The sequence below is a fragment of the Ferrimonas sp. YFM genome, from assembly GCF_030296015.1.
In the GTDB taxonomy this organism is placed as follows: Bacteria; Pseudomonadota; Gammaproteobacteria; order Enterobacterales; family Shewanellaceae; genus Ferrimonas.
This window is the reverse complement of the sequence record NZ_AP027368.1, coordinates 3,531,556-3,548,921: the sequence shown is the minus strand read 5'-3', so window position 1 is coordinate 3,548,921 and position 17,366 is coordinate 3,531,556. Positions and strand designations below refer to the sequence as shown.

Genomic DNA, 17,366 nt, shown 5'->3' with positions numbered 1-17,366 from the left:
GTGTTGAAATCGCTGTAATTAGATTCAGATAAAATTCGAGATATGCGGGCCTGCAAAATGACTGGAAAGCAAAGGGTATTGGCTGCTCTTCTGGGGGGCGCTCTGAGCTGCTCCCTTTCACTGGGTGCTGTTGCCGAAGGGATATCGCTCGCCGGCCCCAAGGGCGAGGTGAAGCAGGTCACCATCGGTCCAACCAGCCCCAGGGACACCCTGTGGCGTTTGGCGAATGCCCACAAGCCTGAGGGTGCCACGGTCTACCAGACCATGGTGGCGCTCTATGAGGCCAACCCTCAGGCGTTCAATGCCAACAACCTCAACTCCCTCGAAAAGGGGATGATGCTGACGCTGCCCGACAGCCAGACCATCCTGGCCATCGACCCGGTGGAGGCCAAGCGCAAAGCCACCCAGGATGACCGTCAGTGGAGTGGCAAGCCCGCCAAGCCAGCCCCCAAGGCCGAACCCAAGCCTCGCACTCAGCCCGAGCCTCAAGCTGCCGCTCCGACGACCAGCCAGCCTGCTCCAGCGGTCAGTAAGGGGCAGGATGAGGTCAGCGCCAAGCTGGCTGAACTCAGTGGCCAGCTGGATGAGCAGAGGCGTCGATCCGCCGAACAGATAGCGCAGCTGCGCCGAGACCTGGGTATGTCCATCGATGAGATGGGCGCCATGCTGGAACAGAATGAGTTGCTCAAGGCTCGCCTGGAAGAGGTCAATGGCCAGATTCAGGTGCTGCAGGACGCACTGGACGATCAGCAGGCGGTGAACCGTGAGTTGGAACAGCAACTGCGCAGCCCGATAATTCCCGAGCCCACAGGCGAAGTGTTCGAGCCGGTGGAGGAGATGGAGGAGAGCGGCATCTGGCAGCAGCTGTGGAGCAAGCCCTGGTTGGTGGGTATTGCCGGTGTGGTCCCGACCATCTTTGTGCTGGCGCTGATCTGGCTGTTCCTGCGTCGACGCTCCCCTGAACCTGACGCCAGCATTGCTCAGATCTCCGATCCAAACCTGGCTCCTGTTCCCGAACCGGTCGCTACCGCGGCGGAGCCCCACGTGGCCGACGGTAACGAAGGGATGGACCTGGAGAGTGCCATTCAGCTGGATCCTCAGGTTCAGGATGAGGATGAGCCTGTCCAGTCCCTCGAGGAGCTGCTCCAGGAACACCAGAGCCTGGAAGAGCCGGCAGCCAGCCTGACCGAAGCTGAACCCAAGGCATCCGAGGCCCAGGGTGATGATGAACTGCTGGCCAACATGGCGATGAGTGAGCTGGAGCCGGACATCGATACCGTGATGGAGGAGCTTGGGGTTGCCCTGGATGACACCAATGACATGGTGGAACTCAGTCACGAGGCCCCGGAGGTGGAAGCCAGCCTGGGCGAGGATGAGATCGACGCCCTGCTCAAAGGGGCATCGGAGGAGCCTGCTGCCAAGGTTCAGCCTGAAGCTCAGCCCGAACTTCCCCCCTCTGAGCCTGAGCCTGAGCCCCTGATGCCGGAACCGGAGGCGTCTCTCGGCGGCCTGGATCTGACCGCGGATGAGCCGTCTCTCTCCATGGTCGACTCCCAGCCTGAGCCTGTCTCCAGTGAACCCGCCCAGGAGGAGGGGTTCATTGACATCGACAAGCTGCTGGATGAGTCCGGCAGCAGTGAGCCTAACTTTGAACCCTATAATGGCCTGGATCTGGACATCGGGGATTCCGACCTGTCCGATCTGGTGGGCGACGCCGGTGGCGTGGATGTGGATGATGAGGACGGCGGTTTCAGCGCCAAGCTGGATCTGGCCAGGGCCTATATCGAGATCGACGACAAGGACAGCGCCAAAGCCCTGCTGAAAGAGGTGGTGGAGAAGGGCGCAGAGTCGCAGAAGCTGGAAGCCCAGAGTCTGCTGGATAAGATGTAAGCCTGCACCCGGTTAAAACGGCGGCCTTGAGCCGCCGTTTTTTGTGCTTGCTCAATGGCTTTGTGTCACAAAAACCGCTTGGAGCGAGGTGTGAGCATTTGCTCTACAGAGTCGCCGGTTGTGGCATCGTCAGATTTTAGAATTGCGGCTGTTGCGTCGCTGTGAATCACGTACAATGTCCCGCCCTGGCCGGGTCCAACAGCGGGATCCAAACGGGCCGGAGTCTGGTATAATGCGCCCCCTTTTGAGTAAAGCAGGTTGAACCGTTTATGAGAGTGGCACTGGGTATTGAGTATGACGGCAGTCACTACTATGGCTGGCAGCGCCAGCGAGAAGTGGTTGGCGTTCAGCAGCGGCTGGAAGAAGCGATCTCCGTTGTTGCCAATCACCCTGTGGAGGTCAGCTGTGCCGGTCGTACCGACGCAGGTGTTCATGGTACCGGTCAGGTGGTGCACTTTGATACCGATGCGGTTCGTCCCGAGCGGGCCTGGACCCTGGGGCTGAACGCCAACCTGCCAGGCGACATTGCCGTGCGCTGGGCCAAACCGGTGAGTGACGAGTTTCATGCGCGGTTCTCCGCCACCGCCCGCCGCTACCGCTACATCATCTATAACCACAGGTATCGTCCGGCGATCCTGGGGCGGGGAGTGAGCCACTATTATCACGACCTGGATGAGGTGCTGATGCACCAGGCGGGTCAGTTGCTGCTGGGGGAGAACGACTTCAGTGCCTTCAGGGCGGTACAGTGTCAGTCCAAGTCGCCCTGGCGCAATGTTCACCACCTGAGCGTCAGCCGACGGAACCAATTCGTCATCATGGATATCAAAGCCAATGCCTTTGTTCACCATATGGTGCGCAACATCATCGGTTCGCTGATGGAAGTGGGCAAAGGGGAGCAGCCGGTGGAGTGGATCGCCGAGCTGCTGGCGGGCAAGGATCGTAATCTGGCCGCGGCCACCGCCAAGGCGGAAGGCCTGTATCTGGTCGAGGTGGACTACCCGCAAGAGTTTGGTCTGCCAAAGACTGAACCCGGCCCTCTGTTCCTTCCCGACCCGTTGTAGGGAGATCGGCTAAAAAACCCTGAAGATTGCCGCAATTTCCCCGAGAATTATCGGGTTAGACCAGTTTTCGGTATCGCCAGTGTGACCTTTGTGGTTTAATTTAGCCAGTTTGCACCCAAGTGCCAGAAACAGAATTCGAAAACAGGCTATTATTATCGACTTAATAGCCTGATTGAAGCAGATAACAGCCTAATCAGGCCATTCAGAAAACAGGACTAGCGACGATGAGTTGGTTAGAGAAAATCCTGCCTAAAAGTAAAACAGTCGCGGCCCGTCGCCACTCCGTACCAGAAGGGGTATGGAGCAAATGTGAGCAGTGTGACCAGATCCTCTACCGCGCCGAACTGGAGCGCAACCTGGAGGTGTGTCCCAAGTGCGATCACCACATGCGTATCGGAGCCCGTGCTCGGCTGGAAAAGTTTTTCGACGAGGGCACCCTGAGAGAGATCGGTGCCGATCTTGAGCCGCAGGACATCCTCAAGTTCCGCGACTCCAAGAAGTACAAAGACCGTATCGCCCAGGGCGAGCGCGCCAGTGGCGAGAAAGATGCCCTGGTGGCGGCTGAGGGCAAGCTGAAGGGGATGCATGTTGTTGCCTGCTCCTTCGAGTTTTCCTTTATGGGCGGCTCCATGGCCTCCGTGGTCGGGGCTCGCTTCGTGCGTGCCGTTGAGGTGTGCCTGGACAAGAACCTGCCCCTGGTGTGCTTCTCCGCCAGTGGCGGTGCCCGTATGCAGGAGGCGCTGTTCTCCCTGATGCAGATGGCCAAGACCTCTGCGGCCCTGGCCAAGATGAGTGAGCGCGGCCTGCCCTACATCTCGGTTCTGACCGATCCCACCATGGGAGGCGTATCCGCTTCCCTGGCGATGTTGGGTGACATCAATGTCGGCGAACCCAAGGCTCTGATCGGTTTTGCCGGTCCGCGGGTGATCGAGCAGACCGTTCGCGAGCAGCTGCCTGAAGGGTTCCAGCGCAGTGAGTTTTTGCTTGAGAAGGGGGCCATCGACATGATCGTCGATCGTCGCGAGATGCGTGACACCCTGGCCCGAGTGATTGGGAAGTTTACCCAGGCTCCCCCCCAAGAGACTGAGTAATGCCCGGCGCTACCCGATTTGAAAGCCAGTCCCTTGTGGACTGGCTTAATCATATCTTGTTGGTGCATCCCGCCGACATCGACATGGGCCTCAGCCGCCTGGCTAAGGTCGCCGCCCTGATGGGGTTGGACGCTCTGCCACACTCCACCGTCGTCACCGTTGCCGGCACCAATGGCAAGGGCTCCACCTGCGCCATGATGGAATCGATCCTGCTTGAGGGTGGGGCCACCACCGGGGTGTTCAGCTCGCCTCATCTGCACAGATACAACGAGCGTGTCCGCATCAATGGCCAGGAGCTGGACGATCAGGCTCATCTGGACGCCTTTGCCGCCATAGAGCTGGCTCGGGGCGATGTTCAGCTGACCTTCTTCGAGTTCTCTGCCCTGGGGGCCCTCTATCTGTTTGACCGGTATCGTCCGGACGTGGTGCTGCTGGAAGTCGGCCTGGGGGGGCGCCTGGATGCCACCAACCTCATCGATGCGGATCTGGCGGTGATCACCTCCATCGACCTGGACCACCAGGAGTACCTGGGGGATACCCGGGAATCGGTGGGCCGGGAGAAAGCTGGCATCTTCCGCCCTGGAGTCCCGGCCATCATCGGCGAGCCGGATCTGCCGCGCTCCGTCACCGAGGTGGCCGATGAGCTGGGCACCCCACTGCTGTGCACCGACACCGATTTTTACGGTGACTTCAAAGGTGACCGCTGGCAGTTCAAAGGGGCGGTGCGTCAGGTGGACAACCTGCCCATTCCCTCTCTCCCTGCCATCAACGCGGTGACCGCATTGGCGGCTCTGGAGCAGCTTAAACCCGAACTTTCCGATGCCAATCTGCGGGATGGGCTGGCCAAGGCGTCTCTGCCTGGTCGACTGCAGCTGCTCAGTCAGGCTCCGAGAGTCTACGCCGATGTGGCGCACAACCCCCATGCCGCCCGCCACCTGGCCCAGCGTTTGCTCCAGCTCAAGGGGGAGGGCAGGGTGCTGGCGGTGTGTGCCATGTTGGACGACAAGGAGATTGAGGCGTCTCTTGCGCCGCTGCTGCCTGTGGTCGACCGCTGGTTTGCCGCGCCTCTGGAGGTGCCCAGGGGCGCCGATGGTGGTCGCATCGCCAAGGTCGTGGGTATCGGCGGGGTGGACGCCTCGGTCGAGCAGGCGCTGAAGCGCGCCTGTGAACAGGCCTCGGATTTGGATCTGGTCATTGTGTTTGGCTCCTTTTACACTGTGGCCCAGGCCCAGAGTCTGTTTGAGGGAGAGTAACTGTTGTCGGATCAGCTGAAAAACCGCATTGTAGGCACCCTGGTATTGACCGCGCTGGCGGTGATTTTCCTGCCTAATCTGCTGGATGGTGAAAAGCGCCGCCTGGAGGAAAACTTCGCCACCATCCCTCTGGGACCGGTGGCGTTGCCTCAAGGGGTACCCGAGCGGGCGTTCGAAGAGATCACCCTGGAGCCAGAAGGTGGCCAGGCTGAGTCGGTTGCTGAGCCTGTGGCGTCCGCCTCCCCGGCCGACACCACCAAGAAAGCTGAGCCGGTTCAGACTGCCTCGGTGAAAAGCGAGCCCAAGCCTGCGGCCAAGAGCAGCGGGGTGAAAACCGGCTGGACCTTGCAGGTGGGCAGTTTTCGAAATGCCAAGAATGTCACCAAGTTGGTGAACGAACTCCGGGAGAAGGGGTTTCGGGCCTACAGCGTTCCGTCGCGGCCGGTTGAAGGCAAGATAAATCGGGTGTTTGTGGGTCCGGATGTCTCCAAGTCCAAGCTGGAGAAGGAGCAGCTTCGTCTGGCCAAGGCCACGGATCTCAAGGGGGCTCTGGTGCCCTATAAGGCCACAGATATATAGTCATAATCGAAGTAAAAGCCCGCATCATGCGGGCTTTTTAGTGGATTCCCCACAAGGGCGATTTTAGGTGAGAAACCCTGGCCCCTCTGTTAGAATTGCCGCGCAAGAAACACTAGGAGGCGATGCTCGCTGTGATGGTATGGATAGACTACGCCATTTTGGGCGTAGTGGGCCTGTCGGTCCTGATTAGTCTGGTTCGTGGTTTCGCCAGAGAGGCGATGTCACTGGTGGTGTGGTTGCTTGCTTTCCTGATTTCAAGCCGCTTCTATGAAGATCTGGCGGTCTACCTGACCCAGATAGATGATCCCATGCTGCGCAATGGCGCCTCCATTGCCGTGCTCTTTGTGGCCACCCTGATTCTCGGCGGACTGTTGAACTACCTGGTGGGCCAGATGGTGGATCGCACCGGCCTTACAGGCACCGATCGCCTGCTTGGGGTGGTATTCGGTGCCGCCCGTGGTGCCCTGGTGGTGGCTGCGGCCCTGTTTTTCCTTGACAGTTTTACTCCGGCGGCCTCCTCGGACTGGTGGCGGGACTCCCTGCTGATCCCCGAGTTCAAGGTCGTCATCCAATGGTTCTTCCAATATTTGGAGCAAAGCTCCAGTTTTTTACCAAAAATATAAAAACAGAATGACCCTACAAACTATGAACTTCTTACCAACTAAGGACCAAACATAATGTGTGGTATCGTCGGAATCGTTGCTCATTCCTCCGTTAACCAAACCATTTATGATGCGTTGACTGTGTTGCAGCACCGGGGGCAGGACGCCGCCGGTATCGTGACAGTGGATGGCGAAGCCTTCCGCCTGCGCAAAGCAAATGGCTTGGTGAAGGATGTGTTCCAGAGCAAGCACATGTTGCGGTTACAAGGGAATGTGGGAATAGGCCACGTACGCTATCCCACCGCCGGCTCTTCCAGCTCCTCGGAAGCCCAACCCTTCTACGTCAACTCCCCCTTCGGAATCACCCTCGCCCACAACGGCAACCTCACCAACGCCCACCAACTCAGCGAACAGATGGCTCAGATGCGCCGCCACATCAACACCAACTCAGACTCCGAGTTGTTGCTGAACGTGCTGGCCCATGAGATTCAGCAACAACCTGGTTATGAGCTGACCCCTGAGCAGGTGTTTGAGGCGGTGACCAAGCTGCACGCCACGGTTCGCGGCGCCTACGCCTGTGTGGCCCTGATTGTTGGCCAGGGGCTGGTGGCGTTCCGGGATCCCAATGGTATTCGCCCCCTGGTGCTGGGTAAGCGCAGCTCCGGCAAGGGCCATGAGTATATGGTGGCTTCGGAGAGTGTGGCTCTGGATGCGGTGGGCTTTGAGTACATCCGTGATGTGGCTCCCGGAGAGGCGGTGTATGTGGATTGCCAAGGTCAGCTGTTTACCAAGCAGTGCGCCGAAGCCCCGCAGCTGAACCCCTGTATCTTCGAGTTTGTCTACTTCGCTCGCCCCGACTCCACCATCGACGGCATCTCTGTCTACGCCAGCCGGGTGAACATGGGCCGCAAGCTGGGGGCCAAGATCGCCCGGGAGTGGGAAGATCATGACATCGACGTGGTGATCCCCATTCCGGAGACCTCCTGCGACATCGCCTTGCAGATTGCCAACGAGCTGGACCTTCCCTATCGTCAGGGTTTCGTGAAGAACCGTTACGTGGGCCGGACCTTTATCATGCCGGGCCAGGAGGAGCGCAAGAAGTCGGTGCGCCGCAAACTCAACGCCATCGCTCAGGAGTTCAAAGGCAAGAATGTCCTGCTGGTGGATGACTCCGTAGTCAGGGGAACCACCTCCGAGCAGATCATCGAGATGGCTCGCGAGTCCGGCGCCCGCAAGGTGTACTTTGCGTCGGCGGCCCCTGAGATCCGTTTCCCCAACGTGTACGGCATCGACATGCCCAGCTCCCAGGAGCTGATCGCCCATGGCCGGGATGTGGAGGAGGTGTGCAAGATCATTGGTGCCGATGGCCTGATCTATCAGGACCTGCCGGATCTGGTGGCGGCCGTGAGTGAAGAGAATCCAACGGTGAGCCGCTTCGATACTTCAGTATTCAATGGTCAGTACGTGACTCAGGATGTGGACCAGGCCTATCTGGATCAGCTCAATCAGGATCGCAGCGATGACGCCAAGGCTAAGCGCGACTCCGAGCAGAGCAGCAACCTGGAGATCCACAACGTCTGCCACCCCTAGGGCGGAGAGTTGTGAGATAAAAAACGCGCCTGATGGCGCGTTTTTTTATTCTCTGCGACTGACCGGTTAACTGATGTAGGAGGGGCCGAACCCCACATTCCACAGGATCACCGAGGAGGCGAGGATGGCCACCAGCAGCACCAGGCCGCAGGTCACCAGAGAGCTGGCGTAGATGAATCCGCGCTCTTCGGGAATGTTCATGATGATGGGGACCCCGGAATAGAGCAGATAGACCGAGTAGGCGATGCCCGCCAGGCCCACAACCATCACAAACCACAGCTCGGGATAGAGGGTGGCAAAGCCGACCATAAACAGCGGTGTGGCGGTGTAGGCCGAGAGCTCGACCGCCTGGGTGAAGCTGGGTTTGGCGCCGAAGGTTTTGGCCATCCAGTGAGCCAGGTAGGCCAGCAGGAACACGCCGGCGATCAGTGCACCGTACATGGCGACGGCCATCTTGGCGGCGCTGGCCTGGGTCAGCTTGATGGGATCACCGGCGCCGATGCTCCAGCCGATGTAACTGCTGGCAAAAAAGCCGCAAATGGCTGGGATCAGTGCGATGACAAAGATGTGGGTCAGGCTGGCGCCCATCCCCTCGTGGGTTTGCTCGATGCTCTGCCATTCCTGGCGTGGATGGGCATAAAGTCCCCATAAATGATTGAGTATCATAGTTATTATCCCCTGCTTGAACCTCAAACAATGATGGTCGTCGAAACATCAGACGATACAACTACTTCCTGACTAGTTATTAGGGATTGCCGGGCGCGAGTCAAGGAGAAGTTTGAATAAGATCACGCTTTTATCCGGCTCAAGGCCGAGCCGGACGGGGAAAGCTTGAGAATAATCTTCGCGATTACAGGTGGTTAAGATTTAGGCAGGGCCTGGCTGGAGAGTTTGCACTCCTCGGGAGTCACCAGCAGCACGCTGTCTTGCTGATACCAGTCTCCTACCACCACTCGCTGGCGGTTGCCGGACAGGGGATGGATGGCGGGCCTGTGGGTGTGACCGTGGATCATCCGCTGGGCCTGGGTCGCATCGAGCAGGTGGCCGACGGCAGAAGGCGTGACGTCCATGATGGTCATGTCCTTGTCTGCATTGGCCGCCTTGCTGCGTGCTCGGGCTCGACGGGCCAGGGCACGGCGCATGCGCAGGGGCAGGGAAAGCATCAGCAGCCGGAACCAGGGGCGGTTTCTGAGGCGGCGAAATTTCTGATACTCCAGATCGGCGGTACACAGGCTGTCACCATGGAGGATCACCGTGGGGGTGCCGTAGAGGGTTAGGGTTTCCACCTCAGGCAGCAGGGTGATGCCGGCGCGCTTGGCAAAGTCCGGTCCCACCAGGAAGTCGCGATTGCCGTGGAGGTAGAAGATGGGCGCGTGGGCGCTGGCCTGGTGGAGTAGGGCGGCGATGTCGCGATTGAAGGGGGTCAGGTCGTCATCCCCGATCCAGGCCTCGAACAGATCACCCAGGATATAGAGGGCGTCGGCGCCGGGCAGTTCGGTGTCGAGGAAGCGGGCGAAGGCCCGGGTGATGTCGGGACGCTCGGCACTCAGGTGCAGGTCGCCGATAAACAGGGTGCGAGGGCCGCCGACGGCGACCCTCTGAAGGTTATCAGTCTTCAAGCTTGGCGCTCTCGATAACCACAGATTCCAGGGGAACGTCCTGGTGCATGCCGTGGTTGCCGGTTTTTACCGCCTTGATCTTCTCAACCACATCCATGCCTTCAACCACCTGGCCGAATACGCAGTAGCCCCAACCCTGCATGGACTCGTTTTTGAAGTCCAGGAAGGTGTTGTCGTTCACGTTGATGAAGAACTGGGCAGTGGCGGAGTGTGGATCTGGGGTGCGGGCCATGGCGATGGTGCCCACCTTGTTGGAGATGCCGTTGTTGGCTTCATTCTCAACGCCGGCACCGGTTGGTTTTTGCTGCATGTCTGCGGTGAAACCACCACCTTGAACCATGAAGCCGTCGATGACGCGGTGGAAGATGGTGTTGTCGTAGAAACCCTGCTTCACGTAGTTCAGGAAGTTCTCAACGGTTTTAGGGGCCTTGTCGGTAAAAAGTTCCAGCTTGATATCGCCGAAGTTGGTGGTCAGTGTCACCATAATAGGGACCTCATTATGAATGGTTTACAAATTTTACCTTAAGCAAAAGGTGTGAGAAAAGGGGTAGTTCCCCCAGGCTCAAAAAGCCCGTTTTCAGCAGGTGAAGTCGTGATAAACTATCGCCTTTGATTTTCGCTTAACGTCAAACAGTATAACGAGCGGTGCAATGCTAAAGATTTTTAATACGCTGACCAGACAGAAAGAGACCTTTACCCCTATCGTCCCCAACAAGGTGGGCATGTATGTGTGTGGGGTCACCATCTATGACTACTGTCACATCGGTCACGGTCGCACCTACGTCGCGTTCGATATCGCCGTTCGTTACCTGCGCTCCCTGGGCATGGAGGTAAACTACGTCCGCAACATCACCGACGTCGACGACAAGATCATCCGTCGTGCCGCAGAAAACGGTGAGAGCTGCGACGCCCTGGTGGAGCGTTTCACCCAGGCGATGTACCAAGACTTCGATGCCCTGGGCCTGCTGCGTCCGGACATCACCCCAACGGTGACCGGCCACATGGCTGAGATCATCGACATCATTCAGCGACTGGTGGACAAGGAGCATGCCTATGTCTCTGACAATGGTGATGTCTGGTTTGAGGTGAACACCTTCGGCGAGTACGGCAAACTCTCCAAGCAGGATCTGGAGCAGCTGCAGGCTGGTGCCCGGGTGGACGTGGAGGAGGCCAAGCGCAACCCCATGGACTTTGCCCTGTGGAAGAGCGCCAAACCCGGTGAGCCCTCCTGGGATTCCCCATGGGGCAAAGGCCGCCCTGGCTGGCACATTGAGTGTTCTGCCATGAACGAGAAGCACCTGGGCAAGGTGTTTGACATCCATGGCGGTGGTTCGGACCTGATGTTCCCTCACCATGAGAATGAGGTGGCTCAGAGCTGCTGCGCCAACGACAACAACTATGTGAACTACTGGATGCACTCCGGCATGGTTCAGGTGAACAAGGAGAAGATGTCCAAATCTCTGGGTAACTTCTTCACCATCCGGGATGTGCTGAAGGTGTATCAGGGTGAGTCGGTGCGCTACTTCCTGCTCTCCAGTCACTACCGCAGCCAGCTGAACTATTCCGAAGAGAATCTGGACCAGGCGCACGCCGCCATGGAGCGACTCTATACAGCCCTGCGTGGCGCCCCGGAGGACGGGCAGGTGTTGGAGAGCTATCTGACCACCTTCCGCGAGGCGATGAACGACGACCTCAATACGCCTGAAGCGGTATCCGTGCTGTTTGACTTGGCCCGTGAGCTCAACATCGCCAAAGAGAACAACCCTGAGCTGGCCGCAGATCTGGCGGCGACCCTGAAGGGGATTGGCGAGGTGCTGGGCATTTTGCAGCAGCAACCGGAGCAGTTCCTGCAAGGGGGCGGTGATGAGGATGAGGTGGCGACCATCGAAGCTCTGATCAAGCAGCGCAACGATGCCCGTGCCGCTAAGGACTGGGGTAAGGCCGACGAAGCCCGGGATGCCCTGACCGCCATGGGCATTGTGCTGGAAGATGGTGCCGGCGGCACCACCTGGCGCCGCAAGTAACGCCTGCCTGGAAAAGAAAAGCCCGCATTTGCGGGCTTTTTTGTTGGGTGGTCTAAACCAGAGCGGCCTAGCTGTGGTACTGCTCGCAGGCAAACAGGGTGTTTTGCAGCAGGCAGGCGATGGTCATGGGGCCCACGCCACCAGGCACCGGGGTGATGTGTCCGGCGCGCTCTTTGGCCGCATCGAACTCCACGTCTCCGACCAGACGACCATCCTCCAGGCGGTTGATGCCGACATCGATGACGATGGCACCGGGCTTGATCCACTCGCCGGGAATGAAGTTGGGCTTGCCCACGGCCACCACCAGCAGATCCGCCTGCTCCACATGGTGGCGCAGGTCCTTGGTGAATCTGTGACAGGTGGTGGTGGTGCAACCACCGAGCAGCAGTTCCAGGGTCATGGGGCGGCCGACGATGTTGGAGGCGCCAACGATCACCGCATGCAGGCCGTGGGTTTTCACGCCGGTGGACTCGATGAGGTGGGTGATCCCCAGAGGGGTACAGGGGCGCAGCACCGGGATGCGCTGGGCCAGGCGGCCAACGTTATAGGGGTGAAAGCCGTCCACATCCTTATCGGGGCGAATGCGCTCGATGACGGTGGCACTGTCGATGTGTTCGGGCAGGGGAAGCTGCACCAGAATGCCGTCGATGCTGGGGTCGTTATTGAGGAGGTCAATTTGAGCCAGCAGGTCGGCTTGCGTGGTATCGGCGGGCAGGTCGAAGCTTCGGGAGACGAAGCCCACCTGCTCGCAGGCTTTGCGCTTGTTGCCGACATAGACCTGGGAAGCGGGGTCGCTGCCGACCAGGATAACGGCCAGTCCGGGGGCGCGCAGGCCCTGTTGGGTACGGGATTGAACTTGTGAGGCGATGTTCTGACGAACGGACGCGGCAATGGCTTTGCCGTCTATTAGTGTTGCTGTCATCTCTACAGACTTCCTATGTAGCTGAATAGGTTGACGCCGCTGCGCATTTTGCCAGCTAAAGTGCGCTGTGTCATGAAATTAGTGTGGTTGGAGTACAGGGATTGTCCAATTGGAAATGGATGCATAAAAAAGTGTTTGACCTTGGAAGCCACCGCCGCTAATATTCGCCCCCGTTGTCGAGGGGTAACCCGACACAACAAACAGTCGGTGATTAGCGCAGCCTGGTAGCGCATCTGGTTTGGGACCAGAGGGTCAGAGGTTCGAATCCTCTATCACCGACCACTTTTTGGAGTTGTTGGCTGGTTTGCCGATTTCTCAAAAAATGCACCGGATAGGTCATTTTCTTGCGCCCGTAGCTCAGTTGGATAGAGCAGCTGCCTTCTAAGCAGCTGGTCGCAGGTTCGAATCCTGCCGGGTGCGCCATAACAGTGGTGGCTGTAGCTCAGTTGGTAGAGTCCCGGATTGTGATTCCGGTTGTCGTGGGTTCAAATCCCATCAGCCACCCCATCATTCAGAAAAAAGCCCCTGATTTTCAGGGGCTTTTTTCGTTTAAGAACGGTGCTTGTTCCTGCGGGCTATTTCGTTTGCTCTGTGGCTTTGCGGTCCTGCCAGACCTGAAGGTCAGGGTTGCTGGAGTAGATCCCTTTCTCTTCGTAGCGGTTTTCCTCCGCCATCCAGCCGGCCCGATACAGTTGGGGCAGGTCACCTCCATGTTGCTCCACATAGGCTTTGGCTGCCTCGAGCGCTTCGGCATAGGGAATGTCCACCGTGACGTCGGACAGACTGCCGTGGCCTTTTATGGTCATTACGTCGTCGATGACCGCGACTTCAATCATCTGATTGCCGATGTGGCAGTATTGGGCTCGCATGGACCTCCTCCCCCGGCATGGACAGTGTCTTACCCTAAGTGTGGTTGCTGGGGCCTGGGAGTGCCACCGAGCCCGGCCCTGCTATTGATCTGCCTCAGAATTTGCCCGGAAAAGCGCGTTAAACAGTGAGCTGACGAAAATCTTCTCCAGCCATTGACAATGCTGTCTCGACTCCGCATAGACCTATGGCTATAATGGCGCGTCCTACTATTGGCTTAGGCAGGATGTGACAGGCGCCGACGGGAAACCTCGGCCGATTTTGGAGCCATGACACGCATCGGGCTTCGAGGTCTAAAGTCGTTGATTCACACCTGAATTGCGCGGTTTGGAAATAGGGCCGCGCCACGATTTTTCGCCGGTCGGGATAAACGACCGGCCACAAAGAACACGAGTACTTGAGGTAACCTAATGCAAGTTTCTTTTGAAACCCTGGAAGGCCTGGAGCGCCGCCTGACCATTACCGTTGAGAGCGCCGAATTCGAGCCTAAAGTAACTGAGAAGATGAAGGCCGAAGCCAAGCGCGTACGTCTGGACGGTTTCCGTCCCGGTAAAGTGCCTGTGTCTGTATTCAAGAAGCGCTACGGCGCTGCCATCCGTCAGGAGACCCTGGGTGAGCTGATGCAGCAGAAGTTCTTCGAAGCCATCGTTGAGCAGAAGCTGAACCCTGCCGGCGCCCCTCGTTTCGAGGTTGTTGCTGACAACGAAGGTGAAGACCTGCAGTTCAACGCCCTGTTCGAAGTCTACCCAGAGGTTGAGCTGGCTGGCCTGAACGACATCGAAATCGAGAAGCCTGTTTGCGACGTGACTGATGCCGACGTAGACAACATGATCGAGACCCTGCGTAAGCAGCACGCTACTTTCGACGCCGTTGAGCGCGAAGCGGCCAACGACGACAAGGTCAAGCTGGACTTTGAAGGTTCCATCGACGGCGAAGCCTTCGACGGCGGCAAGTCCGAAGGTTTCGAGCTGGTTCTGGGCTCCGGCCGCATGATCCCTGGCTTCGAAGACGGCCTGATGGGCAAGAAAGCCGGTGACGAGTTCACCATCGACGTGACCTTCCCTGAGGAGTACCACGCCGAGAACCTGAAGGGCAAAGCCGCTCAGTTCGCCATCAAGCTGCACTCCGTTGAAGCCCAGGTTCTGCCTGAGCTGAACGATGAGTTCGTAACCAAGTTCGGCATCACCGAAGGTGGTATGGACGCTCTGAAAGCAGAGATCCGCAAGAACATGGAGCGCGAGCTGAGCCAGGCCCTGAAAGCCAAGGTGAAGGAGCAAGCTCTGGACGGTCTGCTGAAGGCCAACGAGATCGACGTGCCTAAGCCTCTGGTTGAAGGTGAGATCAACGTTCTGCGTCAGCAAGCCATGCAGCGCTTCGGCGGCATGCAGGGCAACAACATGCCTGAGCTGCCTGCTGAGCTGTTCACCGAGCAAGCCGAGCGCCGCGTTCGCATCGGTCTGCTGCTGGGTGAAGTGATCAAGCAGAAAGAGCTGAAAGTGGAAGAGGAGCGCGTGACCGCTCTGATCGAGTCCATGGCCTCCGCTTACGAAGATCCTAAGGAAGTTGTTGAGTACTACAACAACAACCAGGAAATGATGCAGAACATGCGCAACGTTGCCCTGGAAGAGCAGGCTGTAGAAGCTCTGATGGCTGATGCTAAAGTTTCTGAGAAGGAAGTGAACTTCCAAGAGTTCATGAATCAACAGCAGCCTGCTGCCTAAGTTGATTTGACTTGGCCCCTGTGGCCGATCATATTATGGCTCGTATGGGGTTGTTCTCATGCGAGCCATTTTGTTAGGAAACGGATTGAATATGCAGCATTTGCTCGAATCTCCTCTCAACGCTTTGGTCCCTATGGTGGTTGAGCAGACCGCCAAGGGTGAACGTTCATACGACATCTATTCGCGCCTGCTGAAGGAGCGTGTGATCTTTCTTACCGGTCCGGTAGAAGATCACATGGCCAACCTGGTGGTGGCGCAACTGCTGTTCCTGGAGTCCGAAAACCCGGACAAGGACATCTATCTGTACATCAACTCTCCCGGTGGGTCGGTGACTGCAGGTATGTCCATCTATGACACCATGCAGTTCATCAAGCCTGACGTCAGCACAGTGTGCATGGGGCAGGCCGCGTCCATGGGTGCCTTCCTGCTGGCCGGCGGGGCCAAGGGCAAGCGACATGTACTGCCCAACTCCCGGGTGATGATCCACCAGCCTCTGGGCGGCTTCCAGGGCCAAGCGTCCGACATAGCCATCCATGCCCAGGAGATCATCGGCATCAAACAAAAACTGAACAGCCTGTTGGCTGAGCACACCGGTCAGCCTCTTGAGGTCATCGAGCGTGATACCGACCGGGATAACTTCATGAGTGCCAACGAAGCCGTCGAGTACGGACTGGTCGATTCCGTACTGACCAAGCGCGGCGCAGAGTAAAGCAAAGCAGCCGGAGGTGACGTACACTAAGGTGGACTTTCCCTTCGGCGGGCACAGCGATGAGGTAGCTGAATGAGTGATATCTCCAAGGGCGATGGCGAAAACAGCAAGCTGCTGTACTGCTCCTTCTGCGGAAAGAGCCAGCACGAAGTACGCAAGCTGATTGCCGGTCCTTCTGTTTATATCTGTGATGAGTGTGTGGATCTCTGTAACGACATCATTCGTGAAGAGGTCAAGGAGCTGGTGCCCAAGCGGGACAGTGATCGCCTGCCCACTCCTCACGAGATCCGCTCTCACCTGGACGACTATGTGATTGGTCAGGGCCAGGCGAAGAAGGTGCTGGCGGTGGCGGTATACAACCACTACAAGCGCCTGCGCCACGGCGGCGATAACGCCGAAGTGGAACTGGGCAAGAGCAACATCCTGCTGATCGGTCCTACCGGCTCAGGTAAGACCTTGCTGGCCGAAACCCTGGCCCGCTTCCTGGACGTGCCCTTCACCATGGCAGACGCCACCACCCTGACCGAAGCCGGTTATGTGGGTGAGGATGTGGAGAACATCATCCAGAAGCTGCTGCAGAAGTGCGATTATGATGTAGAGAAGGCGCAGCGCGGCATTGTCTACATCGATGAGATTGACAAGATCTCCCGTAAGTCTGACAACCCCTCCATCACCCGAGATGTGTCCGGTGAGGGTGTGCAGCAGGCGCTGCTGAAGCTGATTGAAGGCACCGTTGCCGCGGTGCCGCCTCAGGGTGGCCGCAAGCATCCCCAGCAGGAGTTCCTGCAGGTGGACACCTCCAAGATCCTGTTTATCTGTGGCGGCGCCTTCGCCGGCCTGGACAAGGTGATTGAGCAGCGTGCTCTGACCGGCACCGGCATCGGTTTTGGTGCCGAGGTTCGCGGAAAGAACGACAACCAGTCTCTGACCGAAACCTTCCAGCAGGTGGAGCCTGAGGATCTGGTGAAATACGGCCTGATCCCTGAGTTCATCGGTCGTCTGCCCGTGGTGGCGACTCTCGGTGAACTGGACGAGGCCGCTCTGATTGAGATTCTTCAGGAGCCGAAGAACTCGCTGACCAAGCAGTATGGCGCCCTGTTTGCCCTGGAAGACGTGGGTCTGGAGTTCCGTGACGACGCCCTGCGTGCCATTGCCAAGAAAGCGATGGCCCGCAAGACCGGTGCTCGCGGTCTGCGCTCCATCGTGGAAGGGGTGCTGCTGGATACCATGTACGATCTCCCCTCTGCGGAGAACGTCAGCAAGGTGGTGATCGACGAGTCTGTGATTAAGGGGGAGTCCGATCCCATCCTTATCTACGATGGCTCGGATGCCCAGGCGGCTTCATCAGAGTGATTTCGCTAGTGTGTTGAAAAAAGGAGCCTATTTGGCTCCTTTTTTATTGGTTCGAATTCAAATAAACAATTGAAACTGTCAGAAA

16 protein-coding genes and 3 tRNA genes are annotated in these 17,366 nt (G+C 58.2%); 14 read left to right on the top strand and 5 right to left on the bottom strand.

Annotation, left to right across the window (positions count from 1 at the left end):
- The first annotated feature begins 78 nt into the window (after positions 1-78).
- The 7 genes from QUE41_RS16405 to purF all read left to right on the top strand — a co-directional run bounded on the left by QUE41_RS16405 (position 79) and on the right by purF (position 8,066).
- A complete protein-coding gene (locus tag QUE41_RS16405) occupies positions 79-1,890 on the top strand; it encodes a FimV/HubP family polar landmark protein (protein ID WP_286340069.1) in 1,812 nt (603 codons plus the stop codon).
- A gap of 269 nt (positions 1,891-2,159) precedes the next feature.
- Positions 2,160-2,951: a tRNA pseudouridine(38-40) synthase TruA gene (gene truA / locus QUE41_RS16400; protein ID WP_286340068.1), complete on the top strand. Its 792-nt coding sequence runs from the start codon at positions 2,160-2,162 to the stop codon at positions 2,949-2,951.
- Between the two features lie 224 nt (positions 2,952-3,175).
- A complete protein-coding gene (accD, locus tag QUE41_RS16395; protein WP_286340067.1) occupies positions 3,176-4,042 on the top strand; it encodes an acetyl-CoA carboxylase, carboxyltransferase subunit beta in 867 nt (288 codons plus the stop codon).
- Entirely contained in the window at positions 4,042-5,295 is a 1,254-nt protein-coding gene (folC, locus tag QUE41_RS16390; protein ID WP_286340066.1) for a bifunctional tetrahydrofolate synthase/dihydrofolate synthase, read from the top strand. Before accD ends, folC begins: the two co-directional genes overlap by 1 nt.
- A 3-nt stretch (positions 5,296-5,298) precedes the next feature.
- Positions 5,299-5,874, top strand: a complete 576-nt coding sequence (locus QUE41_RS16385; protein WP_286340065.1) for an SPOR domain-containing protein — start codon at positions 5,299-5,301, stop codon at positions 5,872-5,874.
- A gap of 134 nt (positions 5,875-6,008) precedes the next feature.
- Positions 6,009-6,497: a CvpA family protein gene (locus tag QUE41_RS16380; protein ID WP_286342959.1), complete on the top strand. Its 489-nt coding sequence runs from the start codon at positions 6,009-6,011 to the stop codon at positions 6,495-6,497.
- Between the two features lie 54 nt (positions 6,498-6,551).
- Positions 6,552-8,066 (top strand): amidophosphoribosyltransferase, encoded by a 1,515-nt coding sequence (gene purF / locus QUE41_RS16375; RefSeq protein WP_286340064.1) that lies wholly within the window; start codon positions 6,552-6,554, stop codon positions 8,064-8,066.
- 66 nt (positions 8,067-8,132) lie between these two features.
- On the opposite strand, the gene QUE41_RS16370 is transcribed toward purF, so the two are convergent.
- The 3 genes from QUE41_RS16370 to QUE41_RS16360 all read right to left on the bottom strand — a co-directional run bounded on the left by QUE41_RS16370 (position 8,133) and on the right by QUE41_RS16360 (position 10,169).
- Positions 8,133-8,732, bottom strand: a complete 600-nt coding sequence (locus QUE41_RS16370) for a Yip1 family protein (protein WP_286340063.1) — start codon at positions 8,730-8,732, stop codon at positions 8,133-8,135.
- Between the two features lie 194 nt (positions 8,733-8,926).
- The gene (locus QUE41_RS16365; protein ID WP_286340062.1) at positions 8,927-9,685 is read right to left on the bottom strand and encodes a UDP-2,3-diacylglucosamine diphosphatase; all 759 of its coding nucleotides are present in this window, start codon (positions 9,683-9,685) and stop codon (positions 8,927-8,929) included.
- Complete coding sequence (locus QUE41_RS16360) at positions 9,675-10,169, bottom strand: peptidylprolyl isomerase (protein ID WP_286340061.1); 495 nt, start codon at positions 10,167-10,169, stop codon at positions 9,675-9,677. The genes QUE41_RS16365 and QUE41_RS16360 overlap by 11 nt, the downstream gene beginning before the upstream one ends.
- Before the next feature lie 166 nt (positions 10,170-10,335).
- Between QUE41_RS16360 and cysS the strand changes: the two genes are divergently transcribed.
- Complete coding sequence (cysS, locus tag QUE41_RS16355; protein WP_286340060.1) at positions 10,336-11,709, top strand: cysteine--tRNA ligase; 1,374 nt, start codon at positions 10,336-10,338, stop codon at positions 11,707-11,709.
- Positions 11,710-11,776: 67 nt separating this feature from the next.
- On the opposite strand, the gene folD is transcribed toward cysS, so the two are convergent.
- Entirely contained in the window at positions 11,777-12,631 is an 855-nt protein-coding gene (gene folD / locus QUE41_RS16350) for a bifunctional methylenetetrahydrofolate dehydrogenase/methenyltetrahydrofolate cyclohydrolase FolD (protein WP_286340059.1), read from the bottom strand.
- A gap of 205 nt (positions 12,632-12,836) precedes the next feature.
- Between folD and QUE41_RS16345 the strand changes: the two genes are divergently transcribed.
- From QUE41_RS16345 to QUE41_RS16335, 3 genes are all read left to right on the top strand, one after another.
- Positions 12,837-12,913: transfer RNA gene (locus QUE41_RS16345), tRNA-Pro, on the top strand.
- 64 nt (positions 12,914-12,977) lie between these two features.
- Positions 12,978-13,054: transfer RNA gene (locus tag QUE41_RS16340), tRNA-Arg, on the top strand.
- A gap of 8 nt (positions 13,055-13,062) precedes the next feature.
- Positions 13,063-13,138, top strand: a tRNA-His gene (locus tag QUE41_RS16335).
- A gap of 68 nt (positions 13,139-13,206) precedes the next feature.
- Here QUE41_RS16335 and QUE41_RS16330 read toward each other — a convergent pair.
- Positions 13,207-13,500, bottom strand: a complete 294-nt coding sequence (locus QUE41_RS16330; protein ID WP_286340058.1) for a hypothetical protein — start codon at positions 13,498-13,500, stop codon at positions 13,207-13,209.
- A gap of 408 nt (positions 13,501-13,908) precedes the next feature.
- Between QUE41_RS16330 and tig the strand changes: the two genes are divergently transcribed.
- The 3 genes from tig (at position 13,909) to clpX (ending at position 17,281) form a co-directional block, all read left to right on the top strand.
- Positions 13,909-15,219 (top strand): trigger factor, encoded by a 1,311-nt coding sequence (tig, locus tag QUE41_RS16325; protein ID WP_286340057.1) that lies wholly within the window; start codon positions 13,909-13,911, stop codon positions 15,217-15,219.
- Between the two features lie 91 nt (positions 15,220-15,310).
- Positions 15,311-15,928: an ATP-dependent Clp endopeptidase proteolytic subunit ClpP gene (gene clpP, locus QUE41_RS16320; RefSeq protein ID WP_286340056.1), complete on the top strand. Its 618-nt coding sequence runs from the start codon at positions 15,311-15,313 to the stop codon at positions 15,926-15,928.
- A gap of 72 nt (positions 15,929-16,000) precedes the next feature.
- Positions 16,001-17,281, top strand: coding sequence for an ATP-dependent protease ATP-binding subunit ClpX (gene clpX, locus QUE41_RS16315; RefSeq protein WP_286340055.1), 1,281 nt, complete (start codon positions 16,001-16,003; stop codon positions 17,279-17,281).
- Positions 17,282-17,366: the final 85 nt, after the last annotated feature.

Coding starts and splice junctions, on each gene's coding strand:
- clpP (WP_286340056.1), top strand. CDS start 15,311: ATGCAGCATTTGCTCGAATCTCCTCTCAACGCTTTGGTCCCTATGGTG.
- cysS (WP_286340060.1), top strand. CDS start 10,336: ATGCTAAAGATTTTTAATACGCTGACCAGACAGAAAGAGACCTTTACC.
- truA (WP_286340068.1), top strand. CDS start 2,160: ATGAGAGTGGCACTGGGTATTGAGTATGACGGCAGTCACTACTATGGC.
- folC (WP_286340066.1), top strand. CDS start 4,042: ATGCCCGGCGCTACCCGATTTGAAAGCCAGTCCCTTGTGGACTGGCTT.
- tig (WP_286340057.1), top strand. CDS start 13,909: ATGCAAGTTTCTTTTGAAACCCTGGAAGGCCTGGAGCGCCGCCTGACC.
- QUE41_RS16370 (WP_286340063.1), bottom strand. CDS start 8,732: ATGATACTCAATCATTTATGGGGACTTTATGCCCATCCACGCCAGGAA.
- purF (WP_286340064.1), top strand. CDS start 6,552: ATGTGTGGTATCGTCGGAATCGTTGCTCATTCCTCCGTTAACCAAACC.
- QUE41_RS16360 (WP_286340061.1), bottom strand. CDS start 10,169: ATGGTGACACTGACCACCAACTTCGGCGATATCAAGCTGGAACTTTTT.
- folD (WP_286340059.1), bottom strand. CDS start 12,631: ATGACAGCAACACTAATAGACGGCAAAGCCATTGCCGCGTCCGTTCGT.
- clpX (WP_286340055.1), top strand. CDS start 16,001: ATGAGTGATATCTCCAAGGGCGATGGCGAAAACAGCAAGCTGCTGTAC.
- accD (WP_286340067.1), top strand. CDS start 3,176: ATGAGTTGGTTAGAGAAAATCCTGCCTAAAAGTAAAACAGTCGCGGCC.
- QUE41_RS16380 (WP_286342959.1), top strand. CDS start 6,009: ATGGTATGGATAGACTACGCCATTTTGGGCGTAGTGGGCCTGTCGGTC.
- QUE41_RS16330 (WP_286340058.1), bottom strand. CDS start 13,500: ATGCGAGCCCAATACTGCCACATCGGCAATCAGATGATTGAAGTCGCG.